We start from the raw sequence: 16,682 nt of genomic DNA on the forward strand, positions 1-16,682 counted from the left end.
ATTTACGAACTACCGAATCAGCATTTATCTACCTCTCCACCAACACACAAAGGCCACCATGTCCGCCCTCTTCCAGCCATTCAGTCTTAAAGATATCACCCTGCGCAACCGCATCGCCGTGCCGCCCATGTGCCAGTACATGGCCGTCGATGGCCAGGTCAATGACTGGCACCTGTCGCATTACGCGGGCATGGCCCGTGGCGGCGCGGGACTGGTAATCGTCGAAGCGACGGCCGTGGCGCCAGAAGGCCGCATCACGCCCGGCTGCACGGGCATCTGGAACGATGATCTGGCGCAAGCTTTCGTGCCTGTCGTGAAAGCCATCAAGGCGGCCGGCTCCGTGCCCGGCATCCAGATCGCCCACGCGGGCCGCAAGGCCAGCGCCAACCGCCCATGGGAAGGCGATGACCATATCGCTGAAGGTGATACACGCGGCTGGCAAACCATCGCCCCGTCCGCCATTGCCTTTGGCGGCGGCCTGCCGAAAGTGCCGCGCGCCATGGACCTCGATGATATCGCCCGCGTGCGCCAGAACTTCGTCGACGCCGCCGTGCGCGCCCGCGAAGTGGGCTTCGAATGGCTGGAACTGCACTTCGCCCACGGCTACCTGGCGCAAAGCTTCTTTTCCGCCCACTCGAACCAGCGCGACGACATCTATGGCGGCAGCGTGGAAAACCGCAGCCGCTTCCTGCTGGAAACCTTGAAAGCCGTGCGTGAAGTGTGGCCCGAGCACCTGCCGCTGACGATCCGCTTTGGCGTGCTGGAATTCGACGGCCGCGACGAGCAAACCCTGCTCGAATCGATAGGCCTGGTGCGCCAGTTCAAGGATGCGGGCATGGATATGCTCAGCGTCAGCATGGGCTTCACGATTCCCGACGTATCGATTCCGTGGGGCCCCGCCTTCATGGGCCCGATTGCAGAAAGAGTCCGCCGCGAAGCAGGTGTGCCCGTCTCGTCCGCCTGGGGCTTCGGCACGCCGGCCATCGCCGAGCGTGTCGTCAAGGAAGAACAGCTGGACGTGGTGATGGTCGGCAAGGCGCACCTGACCAATCCGCACTGGGCATACTTTGCCGCCAAGGAACTCGGCGTGGAGCGCGCCTCGTGGACCCTGCCCGCGCCCTACGCGCACTGGCTGGAACGCTATTGATCATCCATCATCCTTGACCGTTGCCGGATGCCCCTCCAGGGGCAGTTCCGGCAGGAACAGCAGGAAGACCAGTCCCAATAGCAGCAGCACGGCGCCGGCGCCAAACACGCTGGCGATCGCGTGGCGATACACTTCCACCGTCTGCGACGCCGCGTGCGCACCGAGCGCCGAGACGGCTTCCACGCCATGCTGGTGCAGCTGGTGCGCCAGGATGGCGCCGGACGCCGTCACGCCCAGCAAGCCTCCCAGCGAGCGGAAAAAGGCCAGCATGGCCGTGCCCACGCCACGGCGCGCCAGGGGCAAGGCATTTTGCACGGCGATCGTCATGTTCGGCATCACCAGTCCCAGCCCCGTGCCCAGGAAGAAGATGGCCGGCTCGATGATCCAGTAACCGCGCGACGTTGCCATGGCCCAGGCCAGCACGGCAAACGCCACCAGCGCCACCGCCAGCCCCGCCACCTGCACCATCTTGTACTTGCCCGAGCGCGACAACACCCGGCCGTTGAACATCGACGAGGCCACCAGCCCCACCATCATGGCCACCGTCATCACGCCCGATTCGGCGGGACTGGCGCCCATCACCAGCTGGAAGAACAGGGGGAAGAAGACGCTGGCGCCCATCAGGCCCATGAAGGTCATGGCCATCACCAGGCTGGCGATATTGAAAGTACGGTTCTCGAACAGGTCGGGCGGCAGCACGGGTTCATCCACCCGCCCCACGTGGAAGGCCAGCCAGGCGCCCAGCAGCAGGGCGACGCCACCGCACACCTTGATGGCCAGCGAGTCCCACGGCCACTCGGTGCCGCCCAGCGCCAGCACCAGCAGAGCCGCCGTGATGGCCCCCGTCAGCAAGGCAGAACCCAGGTAGTCGATCTTGTGCGCATGGGTGCGTGCGGGCTTGCGCATGGCGCGCGCAATGATGACAAAGGCGGCCGCGCCGATGGGCAGGTTGACATAGAAAATCCAGTGCCACGACAAGGCATCCGTAATGACGCCGCCCAGCACGGGGCCCAGCACGCTGGTGACGGCAAACACGATGGGCACCATGCCCTGGCGCTTGCCCCGCTCGGCCGGCGGCACGATGTCGCCGATGATGATTTGCGCCAGCGGCATGAAGCCGCCCGCGCCGAGGCCCTGGATGGCGCGGAAGATGATCAGCTCCGTCATGTTCTGCGCCAGCCCGCACAGCACGGAACCGAGCAAAAAGGTCAGCAGGGCCGTAAAGATCATGGGGCGGCGACCATACTGGTCGGCCAGCTTCCCGTACAGGGGCATGGTGGCCGTCGACGCCAGCACATACGCCGTGACCACCCACGACAGATGCGCCATGCCGCCAAGGTCATCGACGATGCGCGGCAAGGCCGTGGCGACGATGCTCTGGTCCAGCGCACCAAGGCCCAGCACGGCCATCAGGCCCAGGTAGATGGCGCGCACTTCGCGCTCGGTGACGGGTTTGGCCGCGTCTTTTTCTGCGCCTGCGGCGTGATCGTGGTCGCTCATGCCTGGCCTATCTCAAGCAGGGGCTGCATGGCGGCGGCCAGCGCATCGATCTGTTGCGGCGACAGGCGGGCGATGCGCCGCGCCAGCGCATCGCGGCGCCGCGCGCGCAAGGTTTCGAGGACGGCCAGGCCTTGCGCGGACACTTGCAGACCGGAACGGCGCCGGTCCTGCGGATCGGGTGCGCTGCGCTCGACCAGCCCCGCTTCGGCCAGCGACTTGACTTGCGCGCTGACGGTGGGCCCGCGCACATTCTGCAGCCGCGCCAGCGCTGCCACGCCGATGCCTGGCTGCTCGTGGATCAGCGCCAGCAGCATGGTTTGCATCATCGATACACTGCCTTCCAGCTCGCCCCCTTCGCGCTGCATGGAACGCAGCAAGCGCTTGAACGCCGTACGCAATTCGTCGGACAGCGCCAGCGCGCGCTCGGGGATGGGAAGGTCTTCGATAGTGGACATGGCATATATATAGGTAGGCTACCTACCCATATTAGACCGCGCATCAGGACCATGCAAGGCTTTTTCCTCCCCTGCCCTTCCCAAAACCGCCTTTGGCCGTCATAATAGCCGCCCTTGGGTCGTTAGCTCAGCTGGTAGAGCAGCGGACTTTTAATCCGTTGGTCGCAGGTTCGAATCCCGCACGGCCTACCAAGAATTTGCAGTCCGCTTACTTGCCTTCATGGCAAGCACGTACCGCACAGTGTTACCGCAGCAAGTAGTCAAAGTTTTTGGGTCGTTAGCTCAGCTGGTAGAGCAGCGGACTTTTAATCCGTTGGTCGCAGGTTCGAATCCCGCACGGCCTACCAAATACTTCAGAGAAGCCCACGAATTTCGGTTCGTGGGCTTTTTTGTTTCTGGTCGCTCTCTGGTCGCTTCCGAAGAATCAAGGAACCTGCAATTCTTATCAATCAGGCATGGAATTTCGCTGTTTAGCGTATAAGTGAAAAGGCTAGGCAGCCTTACTGACTAGACTATTCAGTGTGCTGCGTATATCACTCGAATAGCGTGTCCTCGCTCAGCTAAAGGAATTGCATTCAGGCCCGCGAAAAACGCGATAGCCGCGTCACATGATAAAGCGGGGCGGCTTTGCCTACGAATATCTTCATCACTAAACACCAGCAATTGCTCTTGAGTCATGCTTGCCGCAGCGCGCTGCGCCACCTGTTCAATAACTTGCTGACTAAGCTTAATGCTGCGAGATGAGTCGTATTCTCGGAGCATGTTCGTCATTAGGATTAGCTCGCGCTTAATCAATTCCTGCGGCAAGTTCCCAAGAATACTCATAGGCTTCCCTGATGGGAATGCCATTTCAACGCAAGCTGCGGGGTCCCTATCGCGCAAAGCCTCAAGCTCTTCCTGCATCAATGATTGGTAGGCTACCAAGGTCTTATCACTAGCCAACGGCAAAAATTTAGGAAGTGCCGCAGTTAGTTCTGCCCGCGCAGCAGTAGTTACCTCAGCGTCGGTCGCGCCCTGCTGAGTTTTTCCCCAAGCCGCCTCAATTACTGCGTCAAAGTCTTTCGGAGACCTCTCAGCCAACAACGCAAACAAATCGACTTTTTTGAAATCTACGGCAAGACCTGCCTTTGACCGAACCACTGTAGACAGCGCCGCCGTTTCCCCTCCTAGGCTTCTCCGAGTCAATACACCGGCCGACAACAAAACATCGTGTGAGGGGTACCACATCTTATCGTTGGGAGTATTGATCGCCTGGTCCACGAATGTTTCAGGTAGTCCTGCTCCACGATAAATTGTCCGTAGCTCTGCAGTTTCTTCCGGCGCAGCTTTAGCGACAGCACCAATACTACGGCTAGCATGAAAACCGATCCTTGCTACAGGAGCAGCCGCACGGTCTTTACCAGCAAGAAACGCAATAGTGCATGCTGACGCGCAACTTCCCTCGACATAAGTATTCAGCCCTCGTTTGCGAATCACTTCGGCCACCATTTTTCCTTCACGAATCCATCCCCCGTCGGATGCAAGCACGACGGTAGTAATGGAAGGAGCGATCTGCAAAGCCTTGTCTAACTGTTCAGCGCTTCCGTCGTTAACTCCTCCAGATAGAAGAATGGAGCGTCCATCAGCTCGCATCTCTAATTTCGTGCTCGGCCCGAACTGCTGTCCGCTAGCGACACGAGCATGCTCTTGGAGGGTGGGCAAGATATTGACGATATCGCCAAACAACCTCAGAGCGCCCAAAACAATCATCACTTTTGCGACCGTTGCCCAACCAGATTTACCCCCGCTTTGAACATGCTTCCCCGCCGATGCCCAAGTCCCAGCCACAGCCCAGAACCAAGCTAAAACACCGAAGATTGTCAGAAGCAAAACACCAATTGATCCGTAGCGAGCGGGAAACTCCTCAGTAAGCCAAGGCAATAACATTATCCCAATAGCCGGTGCGAATAACGATACTAAAAGCGTATTCACCCAATAAGACCGGCCCAACGAATAATCACCGTTGTAGTGCCTACGGAAAAACGCGAATGGTCCCGCGTACTCTGCTGCGTTCATTTTTCAATTCCTTAATAGGATGTAGGACAGGGGTAGATCTCTTCAGTCATGCTATCACCAACCATCTAATATCTCAAAAACAACTTTCATATTATCAACACTACGAAATCCTCTTGCGGCCGAACCCTGGTCAAGCGAACAGCCGCCCTGACCAGAAATAGACCGGAAACCACTCGGCAGAAGTTGCGCCCAAAGCCTGGCTCTCGCCCTGTTACGCCCTACCTCATCTATCACGGCTCCTCAGCCGAAGTCGCGCCCAGATCCACGGATTCGAACCTCCCGGAACACCAAACCCAGCACCATGAATCCACCCGCCCACATAGGAGCGCAATCAATGAACCGACAGTTCCGCTTCAACAAGAAGCTGATCGATGTCCTGCCCCCGCATCCCGAAGAAGTGAAATCGAAGGAAAGCGAATACTCCGACACGGAAGTGGCGGGCATGCGCGTGATCGTGACCCGTAAAGGCCGCAAGTACTTCCTCCTTCGCTATACCTTCAACGGCGCAAAACGCAGCATGAAATTGGGGGTTTATCCGCAGATGCACGTGACGGATGCAAGGCACCCGCGCTAGACATGCGCGGGAAAATTGCAGGCGGCATTGACCCACCGCGCGAACCTGAGGCGATAGTCCCAGCTAACCTCACGCTGAAGACCTTTGTCACGGACGACTACAGGTTGAACTACAGGTGAAAAATTGGTGATGGCGTCATAAGTCAAGGTAGAATCTGAAGGGTGCCATGTGGCACTAACCTACATTGAGGAAGTTATGAATTTATCAATATCACCGTTCCAAGAGAGGCTGATGCGGGACCTTGCGGTGTTTGAACGACAAAGGATCGTGATCGAGCAAGCTGAGAGTTTCCAACGGCAAGCTGCGCAACTGCAAGAGGTAGAACATATTCGCAAGATTGTGGAGCTGAGCGAGGTGTCGAGTATCTACCGGTCGATTCGTACCGCACGGCAACAGGTTCTTGAACACATCGAGCGAACTCAGCAGGCGATGGAAATCTTTGACCGTATCCGACGCCAGATGATGGCTGTAGCCTCACAAGACCGACCAATGGCCCGTAATAAGGCTGGTGCAACCGGAACTGGGCGAAAGTCATCAGCCAAGAAAAGCGCGAAGTCCTCTGGTGGAGATGGCGGTGGTGGCGACGGCGATGGAGATGGGCCTCAGCGTCCCCCTTTCCAAACCCGTCGTCCTCAGAAAAAAACCCGCACTACCGTTACGACTCCGCAGAACGTTGCTCCCAGCACGATCTCCCCCCCTCAGTTTCCTTCGACTCCGTCCCCGCCTCCTTCGCCGCAAAACAGTCAAAACATTGCCTATTTTGCAATATTTGGAGCGATTCTGATCGTCCTCGTCGCGGAAAACGAAGTTTTTGCGATCACGGTGTTCGCCATTCTTGCACTCTGTTTGACAGGACATTCGAAAGTAGTCACGACACTCCTGACTTCGAAAGCGATTTTGTCTTTGCTCCAACGCATCTTCGGAAAGGACGGTGACTAATGATTGCCTACATGCCGATTGACCAAATTTGCGAGCACCTAACGAGGTTAAGTTCCCTGCGCGCTTCGAAGTCAAATGCAGAGGTCGACCACAACACTAAAGCCCCTATTTGGTTGAAAACTGTCAATTAAATACACAATCCGCCGGGGCACTATCCACATCTTGATTTCGCAACTGCCAATGATGTTGATCGCCCCGGACGGTATGCGCTTTGCCCAGACCATACATGCAAAAAATAGGCCGCCTTGACGAGCCAAGCAGTTGCTCCGAACGATCCCCAGCGATCCATTCGGCAGCATCCCTAGCCTTCTCCGATCTCTAGTAGCCAAAACGCATTTTCCGCATGCTCTCATTTTCTGCTGGATTCTCACCGACTGGAGACACGCTGTACATGGCGAATCATATGCCACTAGTTGTATTAATCATTGAGGATAAGTAACATGACTGATTCACTTTTACTTGCTTTAAAAGCTAGAATCCTCTGGTGAACGGCACCCACGTATTAAAGGCAAAAAAATCATGTCTATCCCCGATTATCAAACTGCCATGCTCCCCTTACTCCGTCTCGCGGCTGACGGGAAGGAGTATCGATCTCGTGACGCAATTGAATGCCTAGCCCAAGACTTTGCCCTCACGGATGAGGAGCGAAGTGAGATGCTCCCGAGCGGGACTGCGCCTCTTTTTGACAACCGTGTTGGATGGGCAAGAACATACCTGAAACAGGCTGGGTTGCTGACCTCGCCAAAACGTGGCGTTTTCCAAATAACCGAACGAGGTAAGGCATTATTAGCAAAAGGGCCAGCACAAATTAATGTCTCAACTTTAGAGCAGTTCGATGAGTTTCGCGCTTTCCGTGAACGTCGACGCGACACTGCAGCAGAAAATAATGCTGCAGTTCCGCGCCAAGCTGAACAGGAATCGTCAGCTACCCAAACTCCTGAGGATCAACTCGCTTTTGCCTATGGTCGGCTACGATCCGAGCTCGAATTTGACTTGCTTGAGCAAGTGAAATCGGTCACACCGGTGTTTTTCGAGCGCCTGGTTATCGATCTTCTCGTTGGAATGGGCTATGGCGGCTCACGGCAAGACGCTGGCCGCGCAATAGGAAAAAGCGGTGATGGCGGAATAGATGGAATTATCAAAGAAGACAAGCTTGGCCTAGACGTTATTTATGTCCAAGCTAAGCGGTGGGAGGGGACCGTGGGCCGGCCAGAGATTCAGAAATTTGCTGGAGCGCTGCAGGGACAGCGAGCAAGTAAGGGAGTTTTCATTACTACATCTACCTATTCCCGGGAAGCTGTGGAGTTTGCCAACCTAATAAATACGAAGATTATTCTCATTGATGGTCAGCAACTGGCAGCAATGATGATTGATCATAATGTGGGTGTGTCAACCATCGGCATGTACGAGCTCAAGAAGATCGACACAGACTACTTCGAAGGAGAATGATTACCCGGCCAAGCCGGACTAATCCACACGAAAGTCATCTGGCTTTGCCGTTCATCAGTGCGAATGAATCGAATCTTACTTACTCCATTCAAGATTTTATCGGGGGTGCCGCGGTCAAGTCCGGCATTCTTACACGATTTAAGCCTTGGCCGTCTCTATCTGCAGCAAGTGGCGCTTTACAAAATACCGATATTGCTCGATTCACTGCCATGCCCTTCCCCATACCTGCCCGGCGTCACTCCCATCACCAGCTTGAACATGGCGATGAAGGCGCTGACGTTGTCGTAGCCCAGGTCCAGCGCAATGGTCGTGACGGGCCGGCCGGCGGCCAATAATTCCAAGGCGCGCAGGATGCGGGCGCGCTGGCGCCAGGCCGAGGGGGTAAAGCCGGTCTCGATCGTGAAGCGGCGGGCAAGGGTGCGCGGCGACACGCCGGCCCAGGCGGCCAGCGCTTCCACGCCCCGCTCGTCGGCCAGGTCATCGAGCATGGCGCGCGCCACGCGCAGCAGGCGCGGGTCCGTGGGCAAGGGCAAGCCGAAGGGCTCGTGCGGCGAGGCAGCGATCTCGTCAAGAATCACGCCCGCCACCCGGGCTTGGCGCGCATCGAACGCGCCATCGTTCCAGGCGCTGGCGCGGGCCACCGCCTCGCGCAGCAAGCCCGAGACGCGCATCACGCAAGGCGCGGCGGGCAAGCTGGCGCAACTGGCCTCGTCCACATACACGCTCCAGCCCGCAAACGGGCCATGCGAACGCAGCGCATGGACGTGATGGGGCGGCATCCACACGCAGTGGCTGGCAGGCACCACCCACTGTCCGCTGTCGGCGGCAACGGAGAGCAAACCCTGTATCGCACCGAACAGCTGGCCGCTGGCATGGCGGTGCGCCGCCGTCACCCGTTCCTGCGGCTGGGCAATGCGCATGGCACGCAACGGCGACGGCAGCGACGCTGGCAAAATTGACGGATTTGACGTATCGAATGACATAAACAACGCAGGCAAGACAAACCCGTCATCATACAGTGGAGTCTTTCCATCGTTCAGGAGTTCACCATGCGTGCAGAAGACGTATTAGCCGATCAACAAAACCAGGGCCAGTTCAATGGCGTCACCGTGCGCAAGGGCACGGTGGGCGCCTTCCTCGCCAATGCCAGGCTATGGCTGGATGACGCCAGCAGCATCGACGAAAAGGCCATCGCCGAGCGCGACATCCTCGACGCCTTGCCCGCCCTGCACGCGCTGGGACTATTCGACATTCTGCAGGTGCGCGACGCGGCGCTGCGCGAACTGGTGTCGCCATCGGGAGCCTAGGCGGCACCGGCTCGTGCCCGGCGCGCATTTCCTCTATCATGCTGCTTTACCCGCCTTCGCACCCGCCATGCCGTTTACCATTGCCACCCCCGTCCACAGCGAACTGATCATCAAGAAAAGCCGTTTCATCGGTTGCGTGCAGCCGATGACGGACCGCGCCAGCGCGCAGCAGGTGGTCAATGACTTGAAGGCGCAGCATCCGGGCGCCTGCCATGTGTGCTGGGCCCTGCTGGCGGGCGGGCAGTCGGCGGCCGTCGATGATGGCGAACCGAGCGGCACGGCCGGACGGCCCATGCTCGACGTGCTGCGCCACCAGGACCTGGAAGGCGTGCTGGCGACAGTCGTGCGTTACTTTGGCGGGATCAAGCTGGGCGCGGGCGGCCTGGTGCGCGCCTATACGGACAGCGTGGCGCAAGCGCTGTTGCAGGCGGAAAAGACGGCCATCGTGCGCCAGCGAACCTTGCGTTGCACGGTGCCGTATGCGATGGAAGGCATGCTGCGCCGCGAACTCGATAGCGCTGGCGCCACCTTGCTGAACGTGGCGCACAGCGAAGACGTGCTGTTCGACTTCAGTCTGCCTGAAACGGCCGCCACCGCCCTGCTCGCCCACCTGAATGAAGCGGGCAATGGACGCATCGCCTGGCTCGACGCCGAGGACTGAGAATCGGACAGGGACTGGGACTGGCGCAGCTTATTGCACGCGGCGTACCTTGGGCGAGTTGTTCGTGCCTTCGATCTTCAGGAAGAAGGTGCCGACGAAATTGCGTTCGACCGTCACCTTGGGATTGCTCAGCGGCGGCAGCACGGCGGAGCTGCCATCAACGATACGCCACACCTGGCCATTGCTCAATTTGATCAGTTCGTTGCCACTCCAGCCATCAAACTTGCCGGCGATGCTGCTGCTGATCGACTTGTGTTCTTCCGGCTCGGATGCCTTGGGCGCCTTGACCGTTTCCATGCCAAAGCTCTGCTCGCGCTGCTGCGCGGTCGGCACCGCGGCAACGGGGGCGGCGACAGGCGCGGCGGCGCCCAGAGGAATGGCGTCATAGCATTTCACGCGGCTGGCGATATCGGTCAGCGAACGACATTGCAACATGGCAGTATCATCGGCCAGGGCCGCGCCCGATACGAACAGCAGCAAAAAGAGAGCTTTCATCGAAATTCTTTCAAAATAAGAGAAGTTACGCCAAACATGCCGTTTGCCGTGCATGCGGGGAATGATTATATCGATAGCCAGGGGCCGTGGCATGACGATCTTGCCACGGCTTGCGGTGCTTGTGCGAAACTCAGACGCCGCGCGGACGTTTGACCTGCAGCAAGATGAAATGCGTCCACGCCAGCGCCGGCAGCACCATCAACAACAACATCAGTCCGGCCGGCATGTCCGGCACGAAACGCACGAAGCAGGCAAGAAAGCTGGCGATGGCGAGCCAGAAGCGCCAATTGAACGCGTAGGCCTTGCGCGCCACTGTGGCCAGCGCGATGCGCCAGAATTCCAGCAAGGCCCACAGGCCGCCCGTCAGCAATAGCCCGGCCAGGGCATTGGCGCCGGGTGCGTCGGCATAGGTGCGCACCAGGTTGTACACCAGCACGGGATAGCCGGCCGTAATGGCCAGGGTGGCCGGACCGGCGGCGATGACAGCTTCAAACAACTGCCCTTTGGAACGATGATCCACTACATCACCCCTATGCCACGACGCCCGAATGGGCGGCGATCACTTGCAGCGCGCCGGCCGCATCCTGCGTCCAGACGCGCGTAAAACGGAAGTCGCCATGCGTTTCCACGTCGTGATAACTGCCCGTCAGCTGCATGCGCACGGAGACCACGGCCACGCTGCCGTTGATGCGCACATGGCGCTCGGAGGCGCGCAGATCGGTGATGGTCAGCAAGCGCTGCTCATGCGCTGCCAGGTCCGCATGCTTGCTCAGCAGATGACCCAGGTGATTGGTAAACAATAAGTCATCGGCCAGCAGCACATTCAGTGCCGCCACGTCGGAGGCCATCATGGCCAGGCGCAAGCGCTCTTCCGCATCGAGTACTTGAGCTTCCGTTAAAGCATTCATCTTTTTCCTTAAAAAATAGTGCGCCAAATTAGCAAGCGAACAAACATGCAATGCTGGCACGAAATCTACCTTTTCACAATCATCCGGCAGACCTATACCTGCGCTTATGCCTGTGGAGCATATTCATATAGCGTAATATTCGCAGCGGCATCGTATAAAACGCCCCCATAGTACTGTACAGTGCTTGCCCTTCCGCCCCGGGCTGGGGCAGCAATTACTTGTAGTAAAGTTCTCATGCTCTCTGCAGTCTCGAATAAAACCAAGATAAGGCCCCTTCATGGCAATTAACATCATTCTGAACCTGCTCGTTGCGCTGATCGTCTTCGCTTTCATGTTCCACCAGCAAAGCAAACACGCGACGTTTACCGTTCGCGTCTTCACGGGCCTGGGCCTGGGCGTACTGCTGGGTGCGGCAGCGCAAGCGCTGTATGGCGCCGGTTCGCCCATCATCGCGGGCACCAATGAATACATCGACATCGTCGGCAGCGGCTATGTGAAACTGCTGCAAATGATCATCATGCCGCTGATCATGGTCTCCATCATTTCCGCCATCCTGAAACTCAAGGATGCCAGTTCCCTGGGCAAGATCAGCGCGCTGACCATCGGCACCCTCCTGATCACCACCACGATCGCCGCCGCGCTGGGCATCCTGATGGCCAAGCTGTTCGGCTTGACGGCTGTCGGCCTGACGTCGAGCGCGGCCGAAGTGGCGCGCGGCGTGCAGCTGCAAGGCTCGCTGGAAACGGCGAAAGCCCTGTCCTTGCCAAAGTTGCTGGTCAGCTTCGTGCCGACCAACCCCTTCCTCGACATGACGGGCGCGCGCAAGACGTCGACCATCGCTGTGGTGGTGTTCTCCATCTTCATCGGCATCTCGGCCACGGGCATCGCCGCGAAAAAGCCGGAAATATTCGCTTCCTTCGAGAGCTTCATGAAAGTGGCGCACGCCATCGTCATGCGCATGGTCACCCTGGTGCTGCGCCTGACGCCGTACGGCGTATTTGCGCTGATGTTTGAAGTGGTGGCGTCGTCGAGCTATACGGACATTTTGAAACTGATCAATTTCGTCGTCGCCTCGTACAGCGCGCTGATCTTGATGTTCCTGGTGCACCTGGCCATCATCGCCGGCGTCGGCCTGAACCCGCTGCGCTTCGTGAAAAAAGTCTTCCCCGTGCTGGCTTTCGCCTTCACCTCGCGCACCAGCGCCGGTTCGATCCCGATGAGTGTGCAGACACAAACCCAACGCCTGGGCACGCCGGAAGGCATCGCCAACTTCGCCGCCTCGTTCGGCTCGACCATCGGCCAGAACGGCTGCGCCGGCATCTATCCGGCCATGCTGGCCGTGATGATCGCCCCCACCGTCGGCGTCGACCCGTTCACCGTCAGCTTCCTGCTGCCCTTGCTGGCCATTATCACCATCGGTTCCGTCGGCGTGGCCGGCGTGGGCGGCGGCGCCACGTTTGCCGCCCTGATCGTGCTGTCGGCCATGGACTTGCCCGTCGCCCTGGCCGGCTTGCTGATCTCCGTCGAACCGCTGATCGACATGGGCCGCACGGCCCTGAACGTGAGCGGCTCGATTACGGCCGGCACCGTCACCAGCCGGGTCATGGGGCAGACCGACCTGGCCGTCTACAACAGCGACGACGCACCCGACCTGGACGAAGCGGAACACGCCGCTTAAGTAGCCATCCACCGGCGCGCCGCGCCTTGCCCCTTTCGCCTATATTTATTTACAATAAATACAGAGGAAGGCGCAAGGCGATGGAACAGAAATGGCCGCAGCAAATCTGGATCGTGCGTCGCGGCCAAAGTGCCGGCAACGTGGCGCGCGATGCCGCCGAAGCGGAAAAACAGTTATTGATCGCCATCGCCGAGCGCGATGTCGACGTCCCCCTCTCCGACCTGAGCGCGCGCCAGGCGCACGCCTTGGGCGACTGGTTCGCCACCCCTCCCCCTGAGCAACAACCGACCGTCGTGCTGTACTCGCCCTACGTGCGGGCGCAGCAGACGGCGCAAGCCGTGCTGCCGCGTATCGACGCGGACAGCTTTGGCTCGGTGGCGGCCGACGAGCGCCTGCGCTCCTCGACCGCCTGACCGTGCACGGCATCGCCGGCAAGTACCCGGAACTGCACGAACAGCGCCAGCACGTGGGCAAGTTTTACTTCCGCCCACCGGGCGGCGAAAGCTGGTGCGACGTCATCCTGCGCCTGCGCAGCGTGCTCGACACCATCACCCGCGAATACCGGGGCGAGCGGGTGCTGATCGTCGGCCACCAGGTCATCGTCAATTGCTTCCGCTACCTGCTGGAGCGCTGCGACGAGCAGGCCATCCTGGCCATCGACAAGGCCGCCGACGTGCCCGACTGCGGCATCACGTCGTACGCCTTCAACCCCGCCCTGGGCAGGCACGGCAAGCTGCAGCTGGACCTGTGCAACTTCGTCGCGCCGCTGGAAGCGGCCTGTACCCCCGTCACGGCCCAGCCCGACAGGCCGGCCGCACCCAAGTCCTAGACCTTGTCCATGTCCGCCATCGAGTTCGCGTCTTCCCAGCTGCGCTGCTGGCGGCATAAAAACAACAGCATAAGCATATCCAGAAAGAATCGTTAGCGCGCGCCGCCACCTCCCTTAAGCTCATGGCAACAGTTTCCATACCGACACTAATCGAGCCCAAAGGACACCGCCTTGTATCCGCGCCATTCATACGCCTCCCTCTCCCTTCCCGCCACGCCGCTGCGCGCCATCATGCTGGCCTGCGCCATGCTCGGCGCACCGTCCGCCTGGGCACAAGAGGCGCAAGCCACCACCGGCACCACCGCTGAAACGGCCAGCGCCAGCATCGACCAGGTCACCGTCGTCGGCTCGCGCGCGCGCAACCGCACCGTCTTCGACAGCAGCGTGCCCATCGACCGTTTCGGCGCGCGCGAAGTGAGCAATGCGCTATCGACAGGCGACGTGGGCGCGGCCCTGCAAAACCTGTCGCCCTCGATCAACTTCCCCCGCATCGAGTCGAGCGGCGCGTCGGACTCCGTGCGCGGCATCCAGTTGCGGGGCCTGGCGCCCGACCAGGTGCTGGTGCTGATCAACGGCAAGCGCCGCCACACGAGCGCCGTGCTCGACACGGAAAGCAGCTTTGCCGGCACCGTGCCGGTGGACATCAATGCCATTCCGCCCAACGCCATCGACCACATCGAAATCCTGCGCGACGGCGCGGGCGCCCAGTACGGCAGCGACGCCGTAGCGGGCGTGATCAACATCGTGCTGAAAAAGGCGCGCGCAGGCGGCGCCGCTTCCGTCAGCTATGGTGCCAACCACACGCATTTCGACCCGACCGACCAAACCCTGACGGATGGCCAGACCGTCATCGTCAACGCCGACTATGGCGTGCCGCTGGGCGAGGCGGGATTCTTCCGCTTCGGCGCGGAATCGCGGCGCCGCTCGCCCACGGAACGGGCCGGCCCCAGCGACGCGGGCTGGACTTCCTACAACTTCACCCCAGCCGACCAGGCGCTCGATGGCAAGGTGGTATTCAAGTCAGGCGACTCGCGCCAGCACAACAACTACCTGTTCTACAACACCCAGCTCACCCTCGCCAACGGCCTGGACCTGTACTCGTTTGCTACCTTGAACGAGCGCAAATCGGACGGCAGCGCCTACTTTCGCTATCCGGGCGACCCGTCGAACGTACTGGCCCTGTATCCGAACGGCTACCGCCCCGTCACCAACGGCGACAAGCGCGACCTCAGCATCGTGGCCGGCGTACGCGGCAGTGCCGGCGAGTGGAACTGGGATGCCAGCGCGCGCCACGGCAGCGACCGCTTTGACTACGGCGTGAGCCACTCCGTCAACGCCTCGCTGGGCGCCGCCAGCCCCACGCGTTTCAAGCTGGCCGGCTTCGACTTCCGCCAGAACGCCTTGAACCTCGATGCCACACGCAGCGTCGACATAGGCTTGCCCTCACCCTTGAGCGTGGCCGTGGGCGCCGAATGGATGCGCGAAACCTACACCAGCTCGGCGGGCGACCCGGCTTCGTACGCGGCCGGCAGCTTTACGGACGCTCCACCGGGCGCGCAGGCGGGACCGGGCTTGCGCCCGTCCGACGCCTACGACGGCAGCCGGCAAATCCGCTCCGTGTATGCGGACGTGGAAAGCGATCTCACGCCGCGCCTGCTGGTGGGTGCCGCCGCCCGCTATTCCGACTACAGCGACTTTGGCAGCGCCAGCACGGGCAAGCTATCCACGCGCTATAAAGTGACGGAGAATTTCCTCGTGCGCGGTTCGCTGTCGAACAGCTTCCGCGCACCAGCCCTCGTGCAGACGGGCTTCCGCTTTGCTACGTTAAACTTCAACGCCGATGGAACGGCCCTGCAAACATCGGCCCTGCTGCCGGCCAGCGACCCGCTGGCGCGCAGCTTCGGCGCGCAACAGCTGAAACCGGAAAAATCGACCAACCTGTCCCTGGGCCTGGCCTGGAAACCGGCTGCCGCCACCAGCGTGACGGTGGATGCCTATGTGATCCGCATCCGCGACCGCATCACGCGCTCGAGCGACTTGCAAAGCGATGCCGTCACCGCCTACCTGGCCGCCAATGGCCGCAGCGACATCCAGTCCGTCGCCTACCTGGCCAACCTGCTCGACACGCGCACAAAGGGCCTGGACGTGGTGCTGAATCACGACCTCGCCTTCGCGTCAGGCAAGCTGAGCCTGAACGCAGCCTTGAACCTGAACAAGACCAGTCTCGACAAAGTACGCCAGAGTGCCGCAGCGTTGAGCACCATCGATCCCAGTTTGAGCCTGCTGACGGAGACGAGTTTGTTCCGCATCAAACAGGCGTCACCCACCAGCAAATTGATACTGGGTGCCGACTGGCAGGCGGCCGGCTGGAGCGTGCAGGCGCGCGCCACGCGCTTTGGCGAACTGAAAGATTTTTCGTATGACAGCGACGCGCCCTTGATCGATGGCATCCCCGCACAGCGCTTCGGCGCCGTATGGTCGCTGGACCTGGAAGGCCAGTTGAAGCTGAGCAAGCAACTGATCTTGAGCGTGGGTGGCAACAACATCCTCGACCGCTATCCGCAGCGCGTGCGCCAGACGAATAACGCCACGTATGGCGGCGCCCTGCCCTACAATTTCATCAACCCCATCGGCGTCAATGGCGCCTACTTTTACGCTAAATTAAGCTACACGTTCTGACACTGG

General features: G+C 60.0%; 17 protein-coding genes and 2 tRNA genes. 12 read left to right on the top strand and 7 right to left on the bottom strand.

Going from position 1 to position 16,682, the window contains the following annotated elements; translation table 11 throughout:
• The first annotated feature begins 58 nt into the window (after window positions 1-58).
• Entirely contained in the window at window positions 59-1,147 is a 1,089-nt protein-coding gene (locus tag C8C89_RS23980) for an NADH:flavin oxidoreductase/NADH oxidase (protein ID WP_133992969.1), read from the top strand.
• Here C8C89_RS23980 and C8C89_RS23985 read toward each other — a convergent pair whose 3' ends face one another.
• Both C8C89_RS23985 and C8C89_RS23990 read right to left on the bottom strand, forming a co-directional pair.
• Window positions 1,148-2,647, bottom strand: coding sequence for an MDR family MFS transporter (locus C8C89_RS23985; protein WP_243858219.1), 1,500 nt, complete (start codon window positions 2,645-2,647; stop codon window positions 1,148-1,150).
• Window positions 2,644-3,102 carry a MarR family transcriptional regulator gene (locus C8C89_RS23990; protein ID WP_101480277.1) on the bottom strand — a complete coding sequence of 153 codons (459 nt, stop codon included), beginning with the start codon at window positions 3,100-3,102 and terminating at the stop codon, window positions 2,644-2,646. Before C8C89_RS23990 ends, C8C89_RS23985 begins: the two co-directional genes overlap by 4 nt.
• A gap of 116 nt (window positions 3,103-3,218) precedes the next feature.
• Here C8C89_RS23990 and C8C89_RS23995 point away from each other — a divergent pair.
• A tRNA-Lys gene (locus C8C89_RS23995) sits at window positions 3,219-3,294 on the top strand.
• 79 nt (window positions 3,295-3,373) lie between these two features.
• A tRNA-Lys gene (locus C8C89_RS24000) sits at window positions 3,374-3,449 on the top strand.
• Window positions 3,450-3,618: 169 nt separating this feature from the next.
• Here C8C89_RS24000 and C8C89_RS24005 read toward each other — a convergent pair.
• Entirely contained in the window at window positions 3,619-5,157 is a 1,539-nt protein-coding gene (locus C8C89_RS24005) for a hypothetical protein (RefSeq protein ID WP_133992971.1), read from the bottom strand.
• A gap of 334 nt (window positions 5,158-5,491) precedes the next feature.
• On the opposite strand from C8C89_RS24005, the gene C8C89_RS24010 reads away from it, so the two are divergent.
• The 3 genes from C8C89_RS24010 (at window position 5,492) to C8C89_RS24020 (ending at window position 8,119) form a co-directional block, all read left to right on the top strand.
• Window positions 5,492-5,731 (top strand): Arm DNA-binding domain-containing protein, encoded by a 240-nt coding sequence (locus tag C8C89_RS24010; protein WP_166674842.1) that lies wholly within the window; start codon window positions 5,492-5,494, stop codon window positions 5,729-5,731.
• Between the two features lie 231 nt (window positions 5,732-5,962).
• Window positions 5,963-6,670 carry a hypothetical protein gene (locus tag C8C89_RS24015; protein WP_133992975.1) on the top strand — a complete coding sequence of 236 codons (708 nt, stop codon included), beginning with the start codon at window positions 5,963-5,965 and terminating at the stop codon, window positions 6,668-6,670.
• Between the two features lie 519 nt (window positions 6,671-7,189).
• Window positions 7,190-8,119, top strand: coding sequence for a restriction endonuclease (locus tag C8C89_RS24020; RefSeq protein WP_133992977.1), 930 nt, complete (start codon window positions 7,190-7,192; stop codon window positions 8,117-8,119).
• A 176-nt stretch (window positions 8,120-8,295) separates the two neighbouring features.
• Here the strand turns inward: C8C89_RS24020 and C8C89_RS24025 are convergent, their stop codons facing one another.
• Window positions 8,296-9,039 carry a helix-turn-helix transcriptional regulator gene (locus C8C89_RS24025; protein WP_243858221.1) on the bottom strand — a complete coding sequence of 248 codons (744 nt, stop codon included), beginning with the start codon at window positions 9,037-9,039 and terminating at the stop codon, window positions 8,296-8,298.
• 129 nt (window positions 9,040-9,168) lie between these two features.
• Between C8C89_RS24025 and C8C89_RS24030 the strand changes: the two genes are divergently transcribed.
• Together C8C89_RS24030 and C8C89_RS24035 are read left to right on the top strand one after the other, a co-directional pair.
• Window positions 9,169-9,426, top strand: coding sequence for a hypothetical protein (locus C8C89_RS24030; protein WP_133992981.1), 258 nt, complete (start codon window positions 9,169-9,171; stop codon window positions 9,424-9,426).
• A gap of 67 nt (window positions 9,427-9,493) precedes the next feature.
• On the top strand, window positions 9,494-10,087 hold the full coding sequence (locus C8C89_RS24035) for a YigZ family protein (RefSeq protein ID WP_133992983.1): 594 nt from the start codon (window positions 9,494-9,496) through the stop codon (window positions 10,085-10,087).
• Window positions 10,088-10,117: 30 nt separating this feature from the next.
• On the opposite strand, the gene C8C89_RS24040 is transcribed toward C8C89_RS24035, so the two are convergent.
• The 3 genes from C8C89_RS24040 to C8C89_RS24050 form a co-directional block, all read right to left on the bottom strand.
• Window positions 10,118-10,582: a hypothetical protein gene (locus C8C89_RS24040; protein WP_133992985.1), complete on the bottom strand. Its 465-nt coding sequence runs from the start codon at window positions 10,580-10,582 to the stop codon at window positions 10,118-10,120.
• A gap of 130 nt (window positions 10,583-10,712) precedes the next feature.
• Complete coding sequence (locus C8C89_RS24045; protein ID WP_133992987.1) at window positions 10,713-11,102, bottom strand: hypothetical protein; 390 nt, start codon at window positions 11,100-11,102, stop codon at window positions 10,713-10,715.
• Window positions 11,103-11,112: 10 nt separating this feature from the next.
• Window positions 11,113-11,490, bottom strand: a complete 378-nt coding sequence (locus C8C89_RS24050; RefSeq protein WP_133992989.1) for a nuclear transport factor 2 family protein — start codon at window positions 11,488-11,490, stop codon at window positions 11,113-11,115.
• A 277-nt stretch (window positions 11,491-11,767) separates the two neighbouring features.
• Between C8C89_RS24050 and C8C89_RS24055 the strand changes: the two genes are divergently transcribed.
• From C8C89_RS24055 to C8C89_RS24065, 4 genes are all read left to right on the top strand, one after another.
• Window positions 11,768-13,168 carry a cation:dicarboxylase symporter family transporter gene (locus C8C89_RS24055; RefSeq protein ID WP_133992991.1) on the top strand — a complete coding sequence of 467 codons (1,401 nt, stop codon included), beginning with the start codon at window positions 11,768-11,770 and terminating at the stop codon, window positions 13,166-13,168.
• Window positions 13,169-13,248: 80 nt separating this feature from the next.
• On the top strand, window positions 13,249-13,581 hold the full coding sequence (locus C8C89_RS27585) for a phosphoglycerate mutase family protein (protein WP_347876602.1): 333 nt from the start codon (window positions 13,249-13,251) through the stop codon (window positions 13,579-13,581).
• A gap of 2 nt (window positions 13,582-13,583) precedes the next feature.
• Window positions 13,584-13,997 (top strand): histidine phosphatase family protein, encoded by a 414-nt coding sequence (locus C8C89_RS27590; RefSeq protein WP_347876603.1) that lies wholly within the window; start codon window positions 13,584-13,586, stop codon window positions 13,995-13,997.
• 171 nt (window positions 13,998-14,168) lie between these two features.
• Complete coding sequence (locus C8C89_RS24065; protein WP_243858223.1) at window positions 14,169-16,676, top strand: TonB-dependent receptor; 2,508 nt, start codon at window positions 14,169-14,171, stop codon at window positions 16,674-16,676.
• The last annotated feature ends 6 nt before the right edge of the window (window positions 16,677-16,682 follow it).

The organism is Janthinobacterium sp. 75 (assembly GCF_004365495.1).
Classification (GTDB): Bacteria; Pseudomonadota; Gammaproteobacteria; order Burkholderiales; family Burkholderiaceae_D; genus Janthinobacterium.

Coding starts and splice junctions, on each gene's coding strand:
- C8C89_RS23980 (WP_133992969.1), top strand. CDS start 59: ATGTCCGCCCTCTTCCAGCCATTCAGTCTTAAAGATATCACCCTGCGC.
- C8C89_RS23985 (WP_243858219.1), bottom strand. CDS start 2,647: ATGAGCGACCACGATCACGCCGCAGGCGCAGAAAAAGACGCGGCCAAA.
- C8C89_RS23990 (WP_101480277.1), bottom strand. CDS start 3,102: ATGTCCACTATCGAAGACCTTCCCATCCCCGAGCGCGCGCTGGCGCTG.
- C8C89_RS24005 (WP_133992971.1), bottom strand. CDS start 5,157: ATGAACGCAGCAGAGTACGCGGGACCATTCGCGTTTTTCCGTAGGCAC.
- C8C89_RS24010 (WP_166674842.1), top strand. CDS start 5,492: ATGAACCGACAGTTCCGCTTCAACAAGAAGCTGATCGATGTCCTGCCC.
- C8C89_RS24015 (WP_133992975.1), top strand. CDS start 5,963: ATGCGGGACCTTGCGGTGTTTGAACGACAAAGGATCGTGATCGAGCAA.
- C8C89_RS24020 (WP_133992977.1), top strand. CDS start 7,190: ATGTCTATCCCCGATTATCAAACTGCCATGCTCCCCTTACTCCGTCTC.
- C8C89_RS24025 (WP_243858221.1), bottom strand. CDS start 9,039: ATGCGCATTGCCCAGCCGCAGGAACGGGTGACGGCGGCGCACCGCCAT.
- C8C89_RS24030 (WP_133992981.1), top strand. CDS start 9,169: ATGCGTGCAGAAGACGTATTAGCCGATCAACAAAACCAGGGCCAGTTC.
- C8C89_RS24035 (WP_133992983.1), top strand. CDS start 9,494: ATGCCGTTTACCATTGCCACCCCCGTCCACAGCGAACTGATCATCAAG.
- C8C89_RS24040 (WP_133992985.1), bottom strand. CDS start 10,582: ATGAAAGCTCTCTTTTTGCTGCTGTTCGTATCGGGCGCGGCCCTGGCC.
- C8C89_RS24050 (WP_133992989.1), bottom strand. CDS start 11,490: ATGAATGCTTTAACGGAAGCTCAAGTACTCGATGCGGAAGAGCGCTTG.
- C8C89_RS24055 (WP_133992991.1), top strand. CDS start 11,768: ATGGCAATTAACATCATTCTGAACCTGCTCGTTGCGCTGATCGTCTTC.
- C8C89_RS27585 (WP_347876602.1), top strand. CDS start 13,249: ATGGAACAGAAATGGCCGCAGCAAATCTGGATCGTGCGTCGCGGCCAA.